The 14,610-nt window shown below is 66.6% G+C and carries 14 protein-coding genes; 13 read left to right on the top strand and 1 reads right to left on the bottom strand.

Features of this window, described 5'->3' with window-relative positions; translation table 11 throughout:
* Positions 1-65: 65 nt before the first annotated feature.
* On the bottom strand, positions 66-1,055 hold the full coding sequence (locus ABTX24_RS00435; protein WP_350836630.1) for an aldo/keto reductase: 990 nt from the start codon (positions 1,053-1,055) through the stop codon (positions 66-68).
* Between the two features lie 245 nt (positions 1,056-1,300).
* Here ABTX24_RS00435 and rplJ point away from each other — a divergent pair, with 245 nt between their 5' ends.
* From rplJ to ABTX24_RS00370, 13 genes are all read left to right on the top strand, one after another.
* The gene (rplJ, locus tag ABTX24_RS00430) at positions 1,301-1,882 is read left to right on the top strand and encodes a 50S ribosomal protein L10 (protein ID WP_141802531.1); all 582 of its coding nucleotides are present in this window, start codon (positions 1,301-1,303) and stop codon (positions 1,880-1,882) included.
* Between the two features lie 93 nt (positions 1,883-1,975).
* The gene (rplL, locus tag ABTX24_RS00425) at positions 1,976-2,362 is read left to right on the top strand and encodes a 50S ribosomal protein L7/L12 (protein ID WP_141802532.1); all 387 of its coding nucleotides are present in this window, start codon (positions 1,976-1,978) and stop codon (positions 2,360-2,362) included.
* Between the two features lie 394 nt (positions 2,363-2,756).
* Complete coding sequence (locus ABTX24_RS00420) at positions 2,757-3,743, top strand: ABC transporter ATP-binding protein (protein ID WP_160025587.1); 987 nt, start codon at positions 2,757-2,759, stop codon at positions 3,741-3,743.
* Positions 3,743-4,528, top strand: a complete 786-nt coding sequence (locus ABTX24_RS00415; RefSeq protein WP_160025586.1) for an MlaE family ABC transporter permease — start codon at positions 3,743-3,745, stop codon at positions 4,526-4,528. The genes ABTX24_RS00420 and ABTX24_RS00415 overlap by 1 nt, the downstream gene beginning before the upstream one ends.
* A 12-nt stretch (positions 4,529-4,540) precedes the next feature.
* On the top strand, positions 4,541-5,368 hold the full coding sequence (locus ABTX24_RS00410; RefSeq protein ID WP_160025585.1) for an MlaE family ABC transporter permease: 828 nt from the start codon (positions 4,541-4,543) through the stop codon (positions 5,366-5,368).
* Positions 5,365-6,726 carry an MCE family protein gene (locus tag ABTX24_RS00405; protein WP_350836627.1) on the top strand — a complete coding sequence of 454 codons (1,362 nt, stop codon included), beginning with the start codon at positions 5,365-5,367 and terminating at the stop codon, positions 6,724-6,726. Before ABTX24_RS00410 ends, ABTX24_RS00405 begins: the two co-directional genes overlap by 4 nt.
* Entirely contained in the window at positions 6,723-7,775 is a 1,053-nt protein-coding gene (locus tag ABTX24_RS00400; protein WP_160025584.1) for an MCE family protein, read from the top strand. The genes ABTX24_RS00405 and ABTX24_RS00400 overlap by 4 nt, the downstream gene beginning before the upstream one ends.
* Positions 7,772-8,746 (top strand): MCE family protein, encoded by a 975-nt coding sequence (locus ABTX24_RS00395; RefSeq protein WP_350713362.1) that lies wholly within the window; start codon positions 7,772-7,774, stop codon positions 8,744-8,746. Before ABTX24_RS00400 ends, ABTX24_RS00395 begins: the two co-directional genes overlap by 4 nt.
* The gene (locus ABTX24_RS00390; RefSeq protein ID WP_350836625.1) at positions 8,743-9,882 is read left to right on the top strand and encodes an MCE family protein; all 1,140 of its coding nucleotides are present in this window, start codon (positions 8,743-8,745) and stop codon (positions 9,880-9,882) included. The genes ABTX24_RS00395 and ABTX24_RS00390 overlap by 4 nt, the downstream gene beginning before the upstream one ends.
* On the top strand, positions 9,882-11,354 hold the full coding sequence (locus ABTX24_RS00385; protein WP_160025581.1) for an MCE family protein: 1,473 nt from the start codon (positions 9,882-9,884) through the stop codon (positions 11,352-11,354). The genes ABTX24_RS00390 and ABTX24_RS00385 overlap by 1 nt, the downstream gene beginning before the upstream one ends.
* A complete protein-coding gene (locus ABTX24_RS00380; RefSeq protein ID WP_350836623.1) occupies positions 11,351-12,619 on the top strand; it encodes an MCE family protein in 1,269 nt (422 codons plus the stop codon). The genes ABTX24_RS00385 and ABTX24_RS00380 overlap by 4 nt, the downstream gene beginning before the upstream one ends.
* Positions 12,620-12,754: 135 nt before the next feature.
* On the top strand, positions 12,755-13,387 hold the full coding sequence (locus ABTX24_RS00375) for a hypothetical protein (protein WP_350836621.1): 633 nt from the start codon (positions 12,755-12,757) through the stop codon (positions 13,385-13,387).
* The gene (locus ABTX24_RS00370) at positions 13,384-14,304 is read left to right on the top strand and encodes a J domain-containing protein (RefSeq protein WP_350836619.1); all 921 of its coding nucleotides are present in this window, start codon (positions 13,384-13,386) and stop codon (positions 14,302-14,304) included. The genes ABTX24_RS00375 and ABTX24_RS00370 overlap by 4 nt, the downstream gene beginning before the upstream one ends.
* Positions 14,305-14,610 lie beyond the last annotated feature (306 nt).

The following is a 14,610-nucleotide window of genomic DNA, read 5'->3' as shown; positions in this document are numbered from 1 at the left end:
CGGTGCTCACTCGGCCCACGCGCGTGACGCCTCGGCCGACGCGAGTGACGCCTCGGCGGGGGAGGTCACCAGCGGGAGTGGATGGCCTCGCGGAAGTGGGTGTCGTAGATCTGGCGTACGCCGGAGAGCAGCTCGTCGGAGAGCGCAGGCAGCGAGCCGGCGGCGGAGTTGGCGTGGGCCTGGGACGTTTTGCGGGCGCCGGGGATGACGGTGGTGACGCCGGGCTGCTGGGCGACCCAGGCGAGGGCGACCTGCGCGGGCGTCGCGCCCTCGGGGCCGTGCGAGGTGACCAGGGCGGCGAACTCCTGGGCGGCCTTGACGCCGGTGGCGTAGTCGACACCGGAGAAGGTCTCGCCGACGTCGAAGGCCTCGCCGTGGCGGTTGTAGGTGCGGTGGTCGTCGGCGGCGAACGTCGTCGACTCCGAGTAGCGACCGGACAGCAGCCCGGAGGCCAGCGGCACCCGCGCGATGATCCCGACACCCGCCTCCGCGGCCGCCGGGAGCACGCGGTCCAGCGGCTTGAGCCGGAACGCGTTCAGGATGATCTGGACGGAGGCCACGTGGGGCCTCGCGATCGCGGCCAGCGCCTGGTCGCAGGTCTCCACGCTGACGCCGTACGCAGCGATCACCCCTTCCGAGACCAGGGTGTCCAGCGCGTCATAGGTGGCCGAGGACTCGATCGTCTCCGTCGGCGGGCAGTGCAGCTGCACCAGGTCGATCGTGTCGACCCCGAGGTTGGTGCGCGAGCGGTCCAGCCACTCGCGGAAGGCGGTGAGCGTGTAGTTGGCGGGCACCTGGTCCACCCGACGCCCCATCTTCGTGGCCACGAAGATCCCGTCGTGCGACCGCAGGAACCGCCCGATCACCTGCTCGCTCCGGCCGTCCCCGTAGACGTCGGCGGTGTCGAGGAAGGTCACCCCGTCACCCACCGCGGCGTCGAGCACCGCCAGCGCATCCGACTCGCTGACCTCGCCCCAGTCGGCGCCGAGCTGCCAGGTGCCGAGACCGATGACCGACGCCGAGCGACCGATCCTTCCGAAGGTGTGGCTCTCCATGCCGCAAACGTACTGGGCAGCGCCGATTTGGCGGCACCCCGCGGCGTACGCATAATTGTTGTCTGAAACCAGAGACCGCCGGTTGTCAGGTGCGCATGCACTCGATCGAAGGTTCCGCAGGATGCGGACGGCCAGCGTAGGTGAAGAGCAAGACGAGAACGTACGTCACGCCCTGAGCCTGCGCTCGGGGCGTTTGTCATGCAGGGCCCTCACCGACGGAATCGATTCCCGGAAGAAGGAGACCCATGGCGCGGGCTGACAAGCAGGCTGCCGTTGCCGAGATCGCTGACGAGTTCAGCGCCTCGACCGGTGCCGTGCTGACCGAGTACCGCGGTCTCACCGTGGGCGAGCTGAAGACTCTTCGTCGCTCGCTCGGTGAGCACGCAAACTACGCCGTGGTCAAGAACACGCTGGCCAAGATCGCTGCCTCTCAGAGCGGCATCGAAGGCTTCGATGACCTGCTGACCGGCCCGACCGCGATCGCCTTCATCAAGGGTGACGTCGTCGAGGCGGCCAAGGGTCTGCGTGACTTTGCCAAGGCCAACCCCAACCTTGTCATCAAGGGCGGGTACCTCGACGGCAAGGCCATCGACGCTGCTGAGGTTGGCAAGCTTGCCGACCTCGAGTCGCGCGAGGTCCTGCTCGCCAAGCTTGCGGGCGCGTTCACCGCGTCGCTGTCGCAGGCTCTGTACGCCTTCAACGCTCTGCCCTCGAAGACCGCGCAGCTCGCTGCCGCTCTCGAGGCCAAGGCCGCGGAGGACCCCTCGATCCTCGCAGGTGGTGCCGCTGAGCCGGCTGCCGCCGAGGAGGCTCCGGCCGAGGCCTGATGGCCCCGGTCGTAACTAACCACCACCTGTAACCCGGCCCCGCTGCGTACTCACAGAAAAACGCACAGGGCCACCACGAAAGGAAATGCCATCATGGCGAAGCTCTCCACCGACGAGCTGCTCGACGCTTTCAAGGAGCTCACCCTCATCGAGCTCTCCGAGTTCGTCAAGGCCTTCGAGGACACCTTCGGTGTCACCGCTGCCGCTCCGGTCGCCGTTGCCGCTGCCGGCGCCCCGGGCGCCCCGGCCGCCGCCGCTGAGGAGGCCAAGGACGAGTTCGACGTCATCCTCGAGGCCGCTGGTGACAAGAAGATCAACGTCATCAAGGAGGTGCGCGCTCTGACCTCCCTCGGTCTGAAGGAGGCCAAGGAGCTCGTCGAGGGTGCCCCCAAGGCTGTCCTCGAGGCCGCCAACAAGGAGACCGCTGACAAGGCGAAGGAGGCCCTCGAGGCCGCCGGCGCCACGGTCACCGTCAAGTGATCTGAGGGCTTCGGCCCTTGAGCCCGGGTTCGGCGGATTCCGCCGGACCCGGGCTTTCTACATCGCGGAAACAGTTCCGCAACAGATCGGTCAGATTGCAGCGCAGCGCTGCGATCGTTCAAACCGCGGGTTGCTACTCCTGAGTAGCCTCCCGCGGTTTGTTTCGTTATCTTGAACACACACCGGGCGTGAAAGGTCGCAATCCGACCGTCGACGTGTTGGCTGGGGGAGTTCGTCTCGGGTGGTGATCACCGTCATCGTTCGCAGGCCACTATGGTTTACAAAAGTGTGACGCGTGTCGCAGGAAGTGCGTAACCCCCGTCACACTCCGCCGTTAGTCGGGCGTGGGGGCTTGAGGGAGACCCCCACGCGAACAGGAAGGGAGCCGGCCCGGATGGGTGTAGACGTAAAGATCGAAGGGCTGACCAAGAGCTTTGGTAAGCAGCTCATCTGGAAAGATGTCTCGTTGACCCTGCCCGCGGGCGAGATCAGCGTGATGCTGGGTCCGTCCGGTACGGGCAAGTCGGTGCTCCTGAAGACCCTGATCGGTCTGATCAAGCCCGACCAGGGCTCTGTGGTCATCGAGGGTGTCGACATCGCCAGCTGCTCGGAGCGGGACCTCTACGAGGTTCGCAAGCTGTTCGGCGTGCTGTTCCAGGACGGCGCCATGTTCGGTTCCATGGACCTCTTCGACAACGTCGCGTTCCCGCTTCGTGAGCACACGAAGAAGAGCGAGTCCGAGATCCGCAACATCGTCATGGAGAAGATGGACCTGGTCGGTCTCATCGGTGCGGAGAACAAGCTTCCCGGCGAGATCTCCGGTGGTATGCGCAAGCGTGCCGGTCTGGCGCGTGCGCTGGTCCTCGACCCCGAGATCCTGCTGATCGACGAGCCCGACTCCGGTCTGGACCCGGTGCGTACGGCGTTCATCAACCAGCTCTTCATCGACCTGAACGCGCAGATCGACGCGACCTTCCTGATCGTGACCCACGACATCAACTCGACGCGTACGGTGCCGGACAACATCGGCCTGCTCTACCACAAGCACCTGGCGATGTACGGGCCCCGCGAGATGCTGCTGAGCTCTGAGGAGCCGGTGGTTCGCCAGTTCCTCAACGCCCAGACGATCGGCCCGATCGGTATGTCGGAGGAGAAGGACGCCGACGAGCTGGCCGCGGAGAAGGACATGGGCCTGCCGCCGCTGCCGCCGATCCCGATGCAGCTCGAGCCGTCCAACGGCATTCCGCGCAAGTACCAGCGCCCGCCGGGCGCCTGGTGCCGAGAGAACGGTGTCACCCCGCCGCCGGGATCGTTCCAGGCAGACGCGGCCATGGCCCCCGGCGGCGTGAAAGCAGCAGACCCCACAGAGGCTCCTCACTGATGTCATCTCTGACCGCCGCCAGGGTCCTGAAACCGATCGGGACCGCTGGCTCGCTCTTCGCATTCGGTCTGGACGTGGGCCGAGCCGTTTTCCGGCGCCCCTTCCAGTTCCGAGAGTTCATCCAGCAGGCGTGGTTCATCGCGTCGGTGACGATCGTCCCGACCGCGCTGGTCGCGATCCCCTTCGGCGCGGTCATCGCGCTGCAGGTCGGTGGCCTCGTGGCCCAGTTCGGTGCGCAGTCCTTCGTCGGGTCGGCCGCGGTGCTCGCGGTCGTCCAGCAGGCTGCCCCGATCGCGACCGCACTGCTGGTCGCGGGTGCCGGTGGGTCGGCGATCGCCGCCGACCTCGGTGCTCGGAAGATCCGTGAAGAGCTCGACGCCATGATGGTCCTGGGCATCGACCCGATCCAGCGGCTGGTGGTCCCGCGTGTCCTCGCCTGCATGATGATCGCGGTCTTCCTCAACGGCCTGGTCTCGATCGTCGGCGTCATGGGCGGGTACGTCTTCAACGTCATCATCCAGGGCGGCACCCCGGGTGCCTACCTGGCCAGCTTCACCGCGCTCGCGCAGATGGCCGACCTGTGGCAGGGCCTGGCGAAGGCTCTCGTGTTCGGTCTGATCGCGGCAATCGTGGCTTCGTACATGGGCATGAACGCCGGCGGCGGCCCCAAGGGCGTCGGTGACGCCGTCAACCAGTCGGTCGTCATCACGTTCCTGTTGCTGTTCATCGTGAACTTCGTGATGTCTGCGATCTTCCTGCAGATCATCCCGAGCAAGTCCGGATAGGAGGCGAGACGGATGGCAAACCTCAAAGCGATCTACGAGAAGCCCGCCAAGAGCCTCGACCACCTCGGTGACGAGCTCGGCTTCTACCTGCGCGCGATCTCGTGGTTCCCGCGCACACTGAGGCGCTACAAGAAGGAGATCCTCCGGATCCTCGCCGAGGTCACCCTCGGGTCGGGGGCGCTGGCCGTCATCGGCGGCACCGTCGGCGTGATCCTGGCGATGACCTTCTTCACCGGTGCCCAGGTCGGCCTCTCGGGCTACACCGCACTCGACCAGCTCGGCACCTCGGCGTTCTCCGGCTTCGTGTCGGCCTACTTCAACACCCGCGAGATCGCGCCGCTGGTCGCCGGCATCGCGCTCGCGGCGACGGTCGGCTGCGGCTTCACCGCCCAGCTGGGCGCGATGCGCATCTCCGAAGAGGTGGACGCCCTCGAGGTCATGGCGATCCCGTCGCTGCCGTTCCTGGTGACCACGCGGATGATCGGCGGCCTGATCGCGATCGTGCCGCTCTACGTGGTCGGCCTGCTCTCCTCCTACGTCGCCACCCGGTTCACGGTGATCCTCTTCTACGGCCAGAGCGCGGGCACCTACGACCACTACTTCAACACGTTCCTGCCGCCCGTCGACGTGCTGTGGTCCTTCGGCAAGGTGCTGATCTTCGCCGTCGTGGTGATCCTGATCCACTGCTACCACGGCTACAACGCCTCCGGCGGCCCCGCGGGGGTCGGTGTCGCGGTCGGTAAGGCGGTGCGTACGAGCATCGTCGCCGTCTCCGTGCTCGACCTGATGCTCTCGATGGCGATCTGGGGCAGCACGACGACAGTGAGGTTGGCGGGATGACTCAGACACTCGCTCGCGACGAGGTCCATCACGACCTCCCCGCGCCGCACAAGAGAAGCGCCGTGGCGCTCGCCTGGGGCCGGCAGAAGGGCAAGATCCTCGGGGTCGTCTTCCTCGCCCTGCTCCTCGCAGCGCTCGTCCTGACCTGGGCGCAGTTCACCAACAAGTTCGGCAACTTCGAGGAGATCACGCTCAAGGCCGACCGCATCGGTCTGCAGCTCCCCGAGCGCGCCGACGTGAAGGTCCGTGGCCTGATCGTCGGTGAGGTCCTCGAGATGAAGCCGACCGACGAGGGTGCCGAGCTGACCCTGGGTCTGTTCCCCGACGAGATCAGCAAGGTCCACCCGGACGTGACCGGAGCGATCCTCCCGAAGACCCTCTTCGGCCAGAAGTACGTCTCGCTCGTCCCGCCCGACACCGACTTCACCGAGCCGATCAAGGCCGGTGCCGTCATCGAGAAGACCAAGATGGCCACCGAGGTCCAGGCCGTGCTGCGCGACCTCTACCCGCTGCTGCGGACGATCCAGCCGGCCGACCTCAACAACACGCTCAACGCGCTCGCCACCGCGCTCGAGGGTCGCGGCGACAAGCTCGGTGAGTCGCTCGACACCCTCGACTCCTACCTGAAGCGGCTCAACCCCGAGATCCCCGCGCTGATCGAGGACCTCGAGCTCGCCACCGAGGTCTCCGGCACCTACCAGGCCGTGCTCCCGGAGATCGGTCAGATCCTGCGCAACACCATCGTCACCGCGACCACGCTCGAGGACCGCGAGGTGGAGCTCAAGAAGATGCTGACCGACGTCACCGCGTTCTCCAACACCGCCGACCGGTTCCTCGACGACAACGGCGACACGCTGATCCAGGTCGGCGAGGTCGGCCGGCCGGTCACCCAGACGCTGGCCCGATACGCCCCGATGTTCCCGTGCCTCATCGGTGGCATGGACATCCTGACCGACGAGTTCACCGAAGTGTTCCGCAACAACACCGTTCACATCACGCTGGAGACGCTGCCGCACCAGTCGCGTCCCTACTCGACCAAGGACAAGCCGCGCTACGGCGAGGACAGCGGGCCCTACTGCGGTGAGATGCCGAACGCGTCCTGGAGCCAGAAGAAGCCGTTCGCGCCGTTCCCGAACAAGGACGACGGCGTCGACGAGCCCACCGGAAAGGGTGTCATGCGCTCCGCCACCGGGACGACCGGCTACTCGGCCCTGTCCTACGTCGGTACGTCGGCCGAGACCGATGTCATCAACGAGCTGTTCGCCCCCGGGATGGGCATGACCGCCAGTGAGGTCCCGGACCTCGGCGGGCTGCTGCTCGGCCCGGCCGCACGTGGAGCTGAGGTGACGTACGAATGAGTGCAGTGAAGCTCTTCGACGCCAAGACCTTCCAGGACTTCTGGAAGCTGGTGATCTTCGTGATCGTCACGACGCTCGCCACCGGCCTGCTCGCGATCACCATCGGCAACGTCACCTTCGGGCAGAGCGATGAGTACAAGGCCGTCTTCACCGACGTCACCGGTGTGAACAAGGGCGACGACGTACGCATCTCCGGGGTCAAGGTCGGCTCGGTCAAGGACATCGAGATCTCCGACGATGCCCGCAGCGCGGTGGTCACCTTCACGGTCGACAGCGCGCAGCAGATCGCGACCACGACCGAGGCGACGATCAAGTACCGCAACCTGATCGGCCAGCGCTATCTCGCGCTGACCAACCAGCTGGTGGGCGACGCCTCCGCGATGCAGGAGGGCCAGACCATCCCGGTCGGGCAGACCCACCCGGCGCTCGACCTCACGGTGCTCTTCAACGGCTTCAAGCCGCTCTTCCAGGCGCTGTCGCCCAACGACGTCAACACCCTGTCCTACGAGATCGTCCAGGTCTTCCAGGGCGAGGGCGGCACGCTGGAGAGCCTGCTCTCCCACACGGCCTCGCTGACCTCGACGCTGGCCGAGAAGGACCAGGTCATCAACGCCCTGATCGACAACCTCACCGAGGTGCTCGAGCACGTCGGCGATCGCGAGAAGGAGCTCTCCAGCCTGATCGTGACCTTCCGCGACTTCGTCGGCGGTCTCAACAACGACCGCGAGGCGATCCTCGGCTCCCTGGACCAGATCTCGGCGCTCTCCGTGGAGACCGCTGACCTGGTGCACGAGGCGAAGGACCCGCTGCTGGAGGACCTGCGGCAGGCCCGGAGGTTCTCCGACGAGGTCGCCAAGGACAAGCGCCAGCTCGACGACGCCCTCGAGCTCCAGCCGATCAAGCTGGACAAGATCGGCGCGACGGCCAGCTACGGCGGTTGGTTCAACTTCTACCTGTGCGGTCTGCGGGGCACGATCCGAGACCCTGAGGGCAAGGACCTCGAGATTCCGCTCTACGAGCCCGGTCAAGCGAGGTGCAACCTCGGATGATTCCCTTCCGCGAACGTAACCCAGTCAAGATCGGCGCCGTCTCGATCGCCGTCCTCGCCATGCTGATGGTGATGGCGTTCAAGGCCGACAGCCTGCCGCTGATCGGTGGTGGCACCACCTACTACGCCAACTTCTCCGAGGCTGGTGGCCTCAAGACCGGCGACGAGGTCCGGGTGGCCGGTGTCCGGGTCGGCAAGGTCGACTCCATCGAGCTGGACGGCAACCAGGTCAAGGTCGGCTTCAAGATCCGCGAGAAGGTCAACTTCGGTGAGAACTCCGGAGCGGGCGTACGCGTGAAGACGCTGCTCGGCGACATGTTCCTCGAGCTGCAGCCGGCCGGCGAGGGCCAGATGAAGGCGGGAGCCACCATCCCGGTGGACCGCACGGAGTCTCCGTACGACGTGGTCGAGGCCTTCGAGGGCCTGGCCGACACCTCCGCCAACATCGACAAGGACCAGCTCGCCGCAGCGCTCACCACGCTCGCCGACCTGACCCGGTCGACCCCGGAGGAGTTCCAGGCCGCTCTCACCGGCGTCTCCGACCTCTCCCGCAACCTGGCCGCCAAGGACGAGCGCATCGAGTCGCTGCTCACCCAGCTCGACCGGGTGACGAAGGTGCTCGACGAGCGCGACGAGGACCTGATCACGCTGATGAACGACGCCAACCAGCTCTTCGCTGCGTTGGTCGAGCGGCGCGAGGCGGTCCACAACCTGCTGATCTCGACCCAGCAGCTCTCGAAGGAGCTCTCCCAGCTGGTCGACGACAGCCGCGCCGACCTCAAGCCGGCGCTGGAGAGCCTCGACGTGATCCTCGACGTCTTCACGAAGAACGAGGAGAACCTCGAGAAGTCCCTGCGGCTGATGGCTCCGTTCTACAAGGTCTTCAACAACACCCTGGGCAACGGTCCCTGGTGGGACACCTACATCCAGAACATGCCTCCCGTCCCGGCTCTCACTGGGGGGACCCCATGAACAAGATCATCGTTCCGATCATCATCGGTGCACTCGTCCTCGGGGTCGGGGCCTGGGCGCTGGTCCGCGACACCGGTGAGAAGACGCTCGTGGCGCACTTCCCGCGCACGGTCTCGCTCTACGAGGGCAGCGACCTGCGCGTGCTCGGCGTCGCCGTCGGCAAGGTGACGAAGGTCGAGCCGAACGGCACCGACGTCAAGGTCACCCTGGAATACAAGAGCGACGTCGACCTGCCCGCGGACGCGAAGGCCGTGATCATCTCGCCGTCGATCGTCGGTGACCGCTACGTCCAGGTCACGCCGGCCTACGACGGCGGCAAGAAGCTGGCCGACGGTGCGGTGCTGAGCACCGACAAGACCTCGGTCCCGGTCGAGCTCGACCAGATCTACTCCAGCGTCGACGACCTCGTGGTCGCGATCGGTCCCGACGGAGCCAACAAGAACGGCGCTCTCACCGACCTGCTGCAGCAGACCGCGAAGAACCTCGGCGGCCAGGGCGAGAAGATCAACTCGACCGTCGGCGACCTCGGCAAGCTGACCAAGGTGCTCGACAACCGCGACGAGCAGTTCTTCGACTCCGCCGAGCAGCTCGAGGGCTTCATCGGCACGCTCGCCGAGAACGACAAGACCGTACGCGACTTCGCCCAGGCCCTCGCCGAGGTCTCCTCGATGCTGGAGGGTGAGCGCGAAGAGCTCGCGGCGTCGATGAAGAACCTCTCGGTGGCGCTGAACAAGGTGACCCAGTTCGTCCGGGACAACAAGGCGATCCTGCGCGAGGACATCCAGAGCCTCAACCGGATCGGCAAGGTCCTGGTGCGGCAGCGCAAGGCGCTCGACGAGAGCCTCCGGACCGCACCGCTGGCGCTCAACAACCTGGGCTTGGCGTACAACCCGGAGACCGCCACGCTCGACACCAACGCCAACATCACGATGGTCCTCGACGAGATCATCGAGAACCCGGCCTCGTTCCTGTGCAGCCTCGTGGACCAGGCGACCGACGGCAGCAGCGCCGAGATCTGCTCGCAGATCCGGCAGATGCCGGGGCTGAACCGCTCCGCGGCGATCGGGCTCGGCACGGGTTCGTCCTACGGGGTGCCCTATGACATGTCGCTCGGCGGCCTCGTGGAGGTGAAATGATGACGACGATGAAGCGCGCCCTCCAGGCGTTCGTCGGTGTGGTCGCCGGCGCCCTGATGCTGACCGGCTGCGGCACCTTCTCCGTCTACGACCTGCCGCTTCCGGGCGGTGTGGACGCCGGTGACGACGCGATCTCGGTCACCGCGCAGTTCGAGGACACCCTCGACCTGGTGCCCCAGTCGACCGTCAAGCTCGAGGACATCGACGTCGGCAAGATCAACAAGATCTGGCTCGACGACGGCGTCGCGACCGTCGAGATGCTGCTGAAGAAGGACGTCAGCCTGCCGAGCAACGCGCGGGCGTCGATCCAGCAGACCTCCCTGCTGGGCGAGAAGTTCGTCTCGCTGGAGCGGCCGGCCGAGCCCGATTCGACCAAGCTCGCCGACGGCTCGACCATCCCGCTGTCGCAGACCGGCCGCAACCCGGAGATCGAAGAGGTCTTCAGCGCGCTGAGCCTGCTGCTCAACGGTGGTGGTGTGGCCCAGCTGAAGACGATCTCGACCGAGCTCAACAAGGCGCTCGCCGGCCGTGAGGACTCCGCCCGCTCCGTACTCCACCAGGTGGAGAAGCTGGCGCGCGACCTCGACAACAACAAGGAGAAGATCGTCGCGGCCATCGAGGCACTCGATGCGCTGGCGAAGGCCACCAACGCGCAGATGGGCTCCATCGACGCCGCCCTCGACGAGCTGCCCTCGGCGATCTCCAGCATCGACAAGCAGCGCGCCGACCTGGTCAAGATGCTCAAGGCCCTGGAGCGGCTCGGAGACACCGGCGTACGCGTCATCCGGGCGTCCAAGGACAACACCATCGGCATCATCAAGGATCTCAGGCCGCTCCTGTCGAACCTGGCCGACTCCGGCGACGACTTCGTCCGGGCGATGAACACGATCCTCACCTATCCGTTCGTCGACGCGGCGGTCGGTGGATCGCCGCAGGCCGCGCGCAACCTGCACATGGGTGACTTCGTCAACCTCGACGTCACCGTCGACCTCAACCTCGACACGTTGCTCCAGAACGCGCCTCGGGTCGGCGACACCGTCTGCTGGGGTCTCGAGGAGATCAACCGGCACCTCAAGACGTTCCCCGACGAGGAGACGGCTCTCGACTGGCTCAACAACCTGACGAACGTCTGCAAGGACGGCGGGCTGGCCAGCGCCATCGACACCTGCCAGGAGGTGCTGACCGGCCAGTCCTCCTCGGCGCCCCAGGCATGCGTGACGGGCGTGCTGGGTTCGATCGGTAAGACCCTCGACGGCCTGCTCGGGCTCGGCGCTCCCTCCTCCAACGGCGGGAGCACCACCGACGACGGCTCCGGGTGCGTGCTGATCCTGTTCTGCCGTGCCGGCGCGACGCCGGGGACGCATGCGGTGACGTACGACGAGCTGAGCAAGGAGCTCGACCCGGGGCTGACCTCGCTGATGATCCCCGCGCTGAGCACCTCGAGCAACACTCATCAGGAGGGCGTCTCATGATCACCCGCCGTACGAAGATGCAGCTGATGGTCTTCTTGCTGATCACCCTCGTCGGGGTCAGCTTCGTCGGTGCGCGCTACGCCCGCCTGGGGTCCCTGTTCGTCAAGGACCACTACGTCGTGATGGCCCACTTCGAGCAGTCCGGCGGCATTTACGAGGACGCCGAGGTCGACTACCGAGGTGTCAAGATCGGCCAGGTCGGCGAGCTGGTGCTCAACCGCAGCGGCGTCGACGTGACCCTGAAGATCGACAAGGGGTGGGAGGACAAGATCCCGGCCGACAGCCTCGCCGTGGTCGGCAACCGCTCCGCCGTCGGTGAGCAGTACGTCGAGCTGCAGCCGCAGTCGAAGGGTGGGCCCTACCTCGAGGACGGCTCCGAGATCGCCCGTGCCGCGACGACCACGCCGCTGCCGACCGAGAAGCTCCTCGAGGACGTCACCACGACGGTGAACTCGGTCGACCAGAAGGCGCTCACCACGACCATCGACGAGCTCGGTAAGGGTTTCGCCGGCACCGGTCAGGACCTGCAGACCATCATCGACACCGGCACCGCCTTCGTGGAGACCGCCGACCAGAACTTCGCCCTCACCACCCAGCTGATCCGGGACAGCAACACGGTCCTCCAGGGCCAGCTGGACAGCAGCTCGGCGATCAAGTCGTTCGCGACCGACCTGGAGCTGTTCACCGGCACCCTGGCCGGCTCCAACAAGGACCTGATCAGGCTGATCGAGAGCGGCTCGGCCAGCTCGATCGAGCTGCGGCAGTTCCTGGAGCAGAACGACGTGGAGATCAGCGAGCTCCTCAACGAGGTGCTGGTGACCGGCAAGGTCGTCCGGAAGAACCTGCCGGGCGTCAGGCACCTGCTCTCGATCTTCCCCGTCGTCGTCGAGGGCAGTTTCGCGGTCGTCGACGTCGGCCACCCCGGCCTGGCGCAGGCCCATTTCGGGTTGGCCCTCACCACCCAGACGCCGTGCAAGAAGGGCTACGAGAGCACCAAGAAGCGCAGCCCGCTGGACCTGCAGAGCCGTCCGTTCAACACCGAGGTGTCCTGCACCGAGGACCCGTCCAAGTCCAACGCTCGCGGGTCCAGCCAGCTGCCGCGCGCCGCGGCGGGCGGGGCCGGCTCGATCGCCAGCTTCGACCCGGAGACCGGCGAGCTCACCTGGGGCGAGGCCGAGGAGACCACGGTGTCGACCGCGGCTCCCGCCTCCTACGGCGACGACGCCTGGAAGTGGCTCTACCTGCAGCCGATGGAGACCGAGTAGCCGCACCCTGACCACCACGCAGCCGACCGGGGTCGGGGCCCGAAGTGCTGCCGCATCGACCGACTCGCCCGCGGCGTACGGTGTTGATGCTTGGAAATGGCTCCTGGAGCCGCTGACCACAGAGAGTGATCCGTCTTGAGCACCACGACCGACCCCGGACCCGACACGGAGACCGGCGCAGAGACCGACCAGGCGACCGCGAACCGGGGCGCCCTGCTCCGCTGGGGCATCCTGGCCCTGCTGATCGCCGTGATCCTGGCTGCCGTCGGCTACGTCGGCTGGCAGCTGACCCGCGGCGCCGACGAGTCGGTGGTGAGCCAGCGCGAGCAGGTCATGGCGGCGGCCGACAAGTTCGTCGGCCGGGTCAACACCTACGGTCCCGATGACGTCGGCAGCGACAAGAAGACGATGCCGAAGTATCGCGAGCGGGTGGGTGAGCTGCTGACCCCGAAGTTCGAGAAGAGCTTCCTGGGCAACGTCGCCTTCGCCGAGGCCACCGTCGTCCAGCAGGGCGTCGGTCGCACCACGAGCGTGCACAGCACGGGCGTCGCCGGCCTCGACGAGGACAGCGCGACCGTGCTCGTCGTCGCCGAACTCGCGATCAGCTACCCGAAGTCCGAGGGCTCCGAGGAGCGCGTCGAGGCGGCGCGTCAGCTCGCCCGGACGGAGGTGGAGCTGGTGAAGCAGAACGGGAAGTGGCTGGTCGACGACTGGTACCCCGCCGAGGAAGCTCCTACTTCGGAAAGCAGCGAAGGGGTGACACCATGAGTTCCACGATGACTAGTCCGACCTGGTACGACCTGCTCGACGTCGAGCCCGATGCCGCCACCGACGACATCCGCGCGGCGTGGAAGTCCGCGATCGCCGACCTGGACCCCACCGACCGCCGCTTCCGCACCCTCAACGACGCCGCCGCGGTCCTGCTCGACGAGAAGAAGCGGGCTGCGTACGACGCGGAGCTGGCCGCTCTCGAGGAGGCTGCGGTCGAGGACGAGGACCGCGAGGCTGACGAGGAGGCCGCCGACGTCGAGGTGGCGGCCGCCGCAGAGGACGACGAGCCTGCCGACGAGGAGCCCGCCGCCGAGGAGAGCGCGGCCACCGGACGTACGCTGCCGCTGCTCCCGACGTGGGGTCTGCTGGCCGCCGGCGCGCTCGCCCTGGCCTCGGTCATCGCCGCCGGCGTGGTCTTCTTCGGGCAGGAGAAGGTCAGCACCGTCGCCAACAACAACGTCACGACCAGCACCGTCGAGGGTGCGGTGGGCAAGCAGATCACCCGCAACCACAAGCTCCTCGTCGAGGAGCAGGGCGGCGAGGCGCTCGAGGCGGCCAAGAAGGCCGTCGTCCCGCTGCTCTCCTACGACTACAGCAAGATGGACGAGTCGAAGAGCAAGGCTCACGACGTGATGACGAAGGACTACCGCGAGGACTACGACCGGCTCTTCGCCGTGCTCGTCGACAACGTCCCCGAGACGAAGACCGTGGTGAAGACGCTCGCCCCGGTCGACGCCGGCGTCATCCGGGTCTCCGAGGACACCGTGCAGATCCTCGTGCTGGTCGATCGTCAGGTCACCAACGCCCAGCGGAGCACCCCGATCGGCTACCAGGAGTACGCGATGCTCACGATGGCCAAGGTCGGCGACGAGTGGCTGGTGGACAAGGTCGAGACCCAGCCCAGCCAGGACTAGGCCGCGCTGTTGCCCGGCCCCAGGGCCTTTGCGCTACCTGTCAAGTGATTGGAATAACTTTTCCGTGGGTCGGACCGATTGGCGCGGATGCTTGACCCAGGGTGCCGATGGGGCGCATGATCATCCGCGATGCTCGACAATGGCACTGCACCGACAACGCCGACGGTCGAGCGCCGCAGGTGTGAATGAAGGTACGCCGGACTTTTAATTGGGCCCGGTGTTGTGAAGTGCGCTTTTGTGCCGTACTATGGCGCTTTGCGCATGCCTTCATATGCCCCTCAGCCTGCCCGGTGGCTGTTCGGTGGT

It is taken from the genome of Nocardioides sp. NPDC127514, from assembly GCF_040302125.1.
Lineage (GTDB): Bacteria > Actinomycetota > Actinomycetes > Propionibacteriales > Nocardioidaceae > Nocardioides.
Note: the sequence above shows the minus strand (reverse complement) of the source record. Positions and strands in the feature narration are given on the sequence as shown.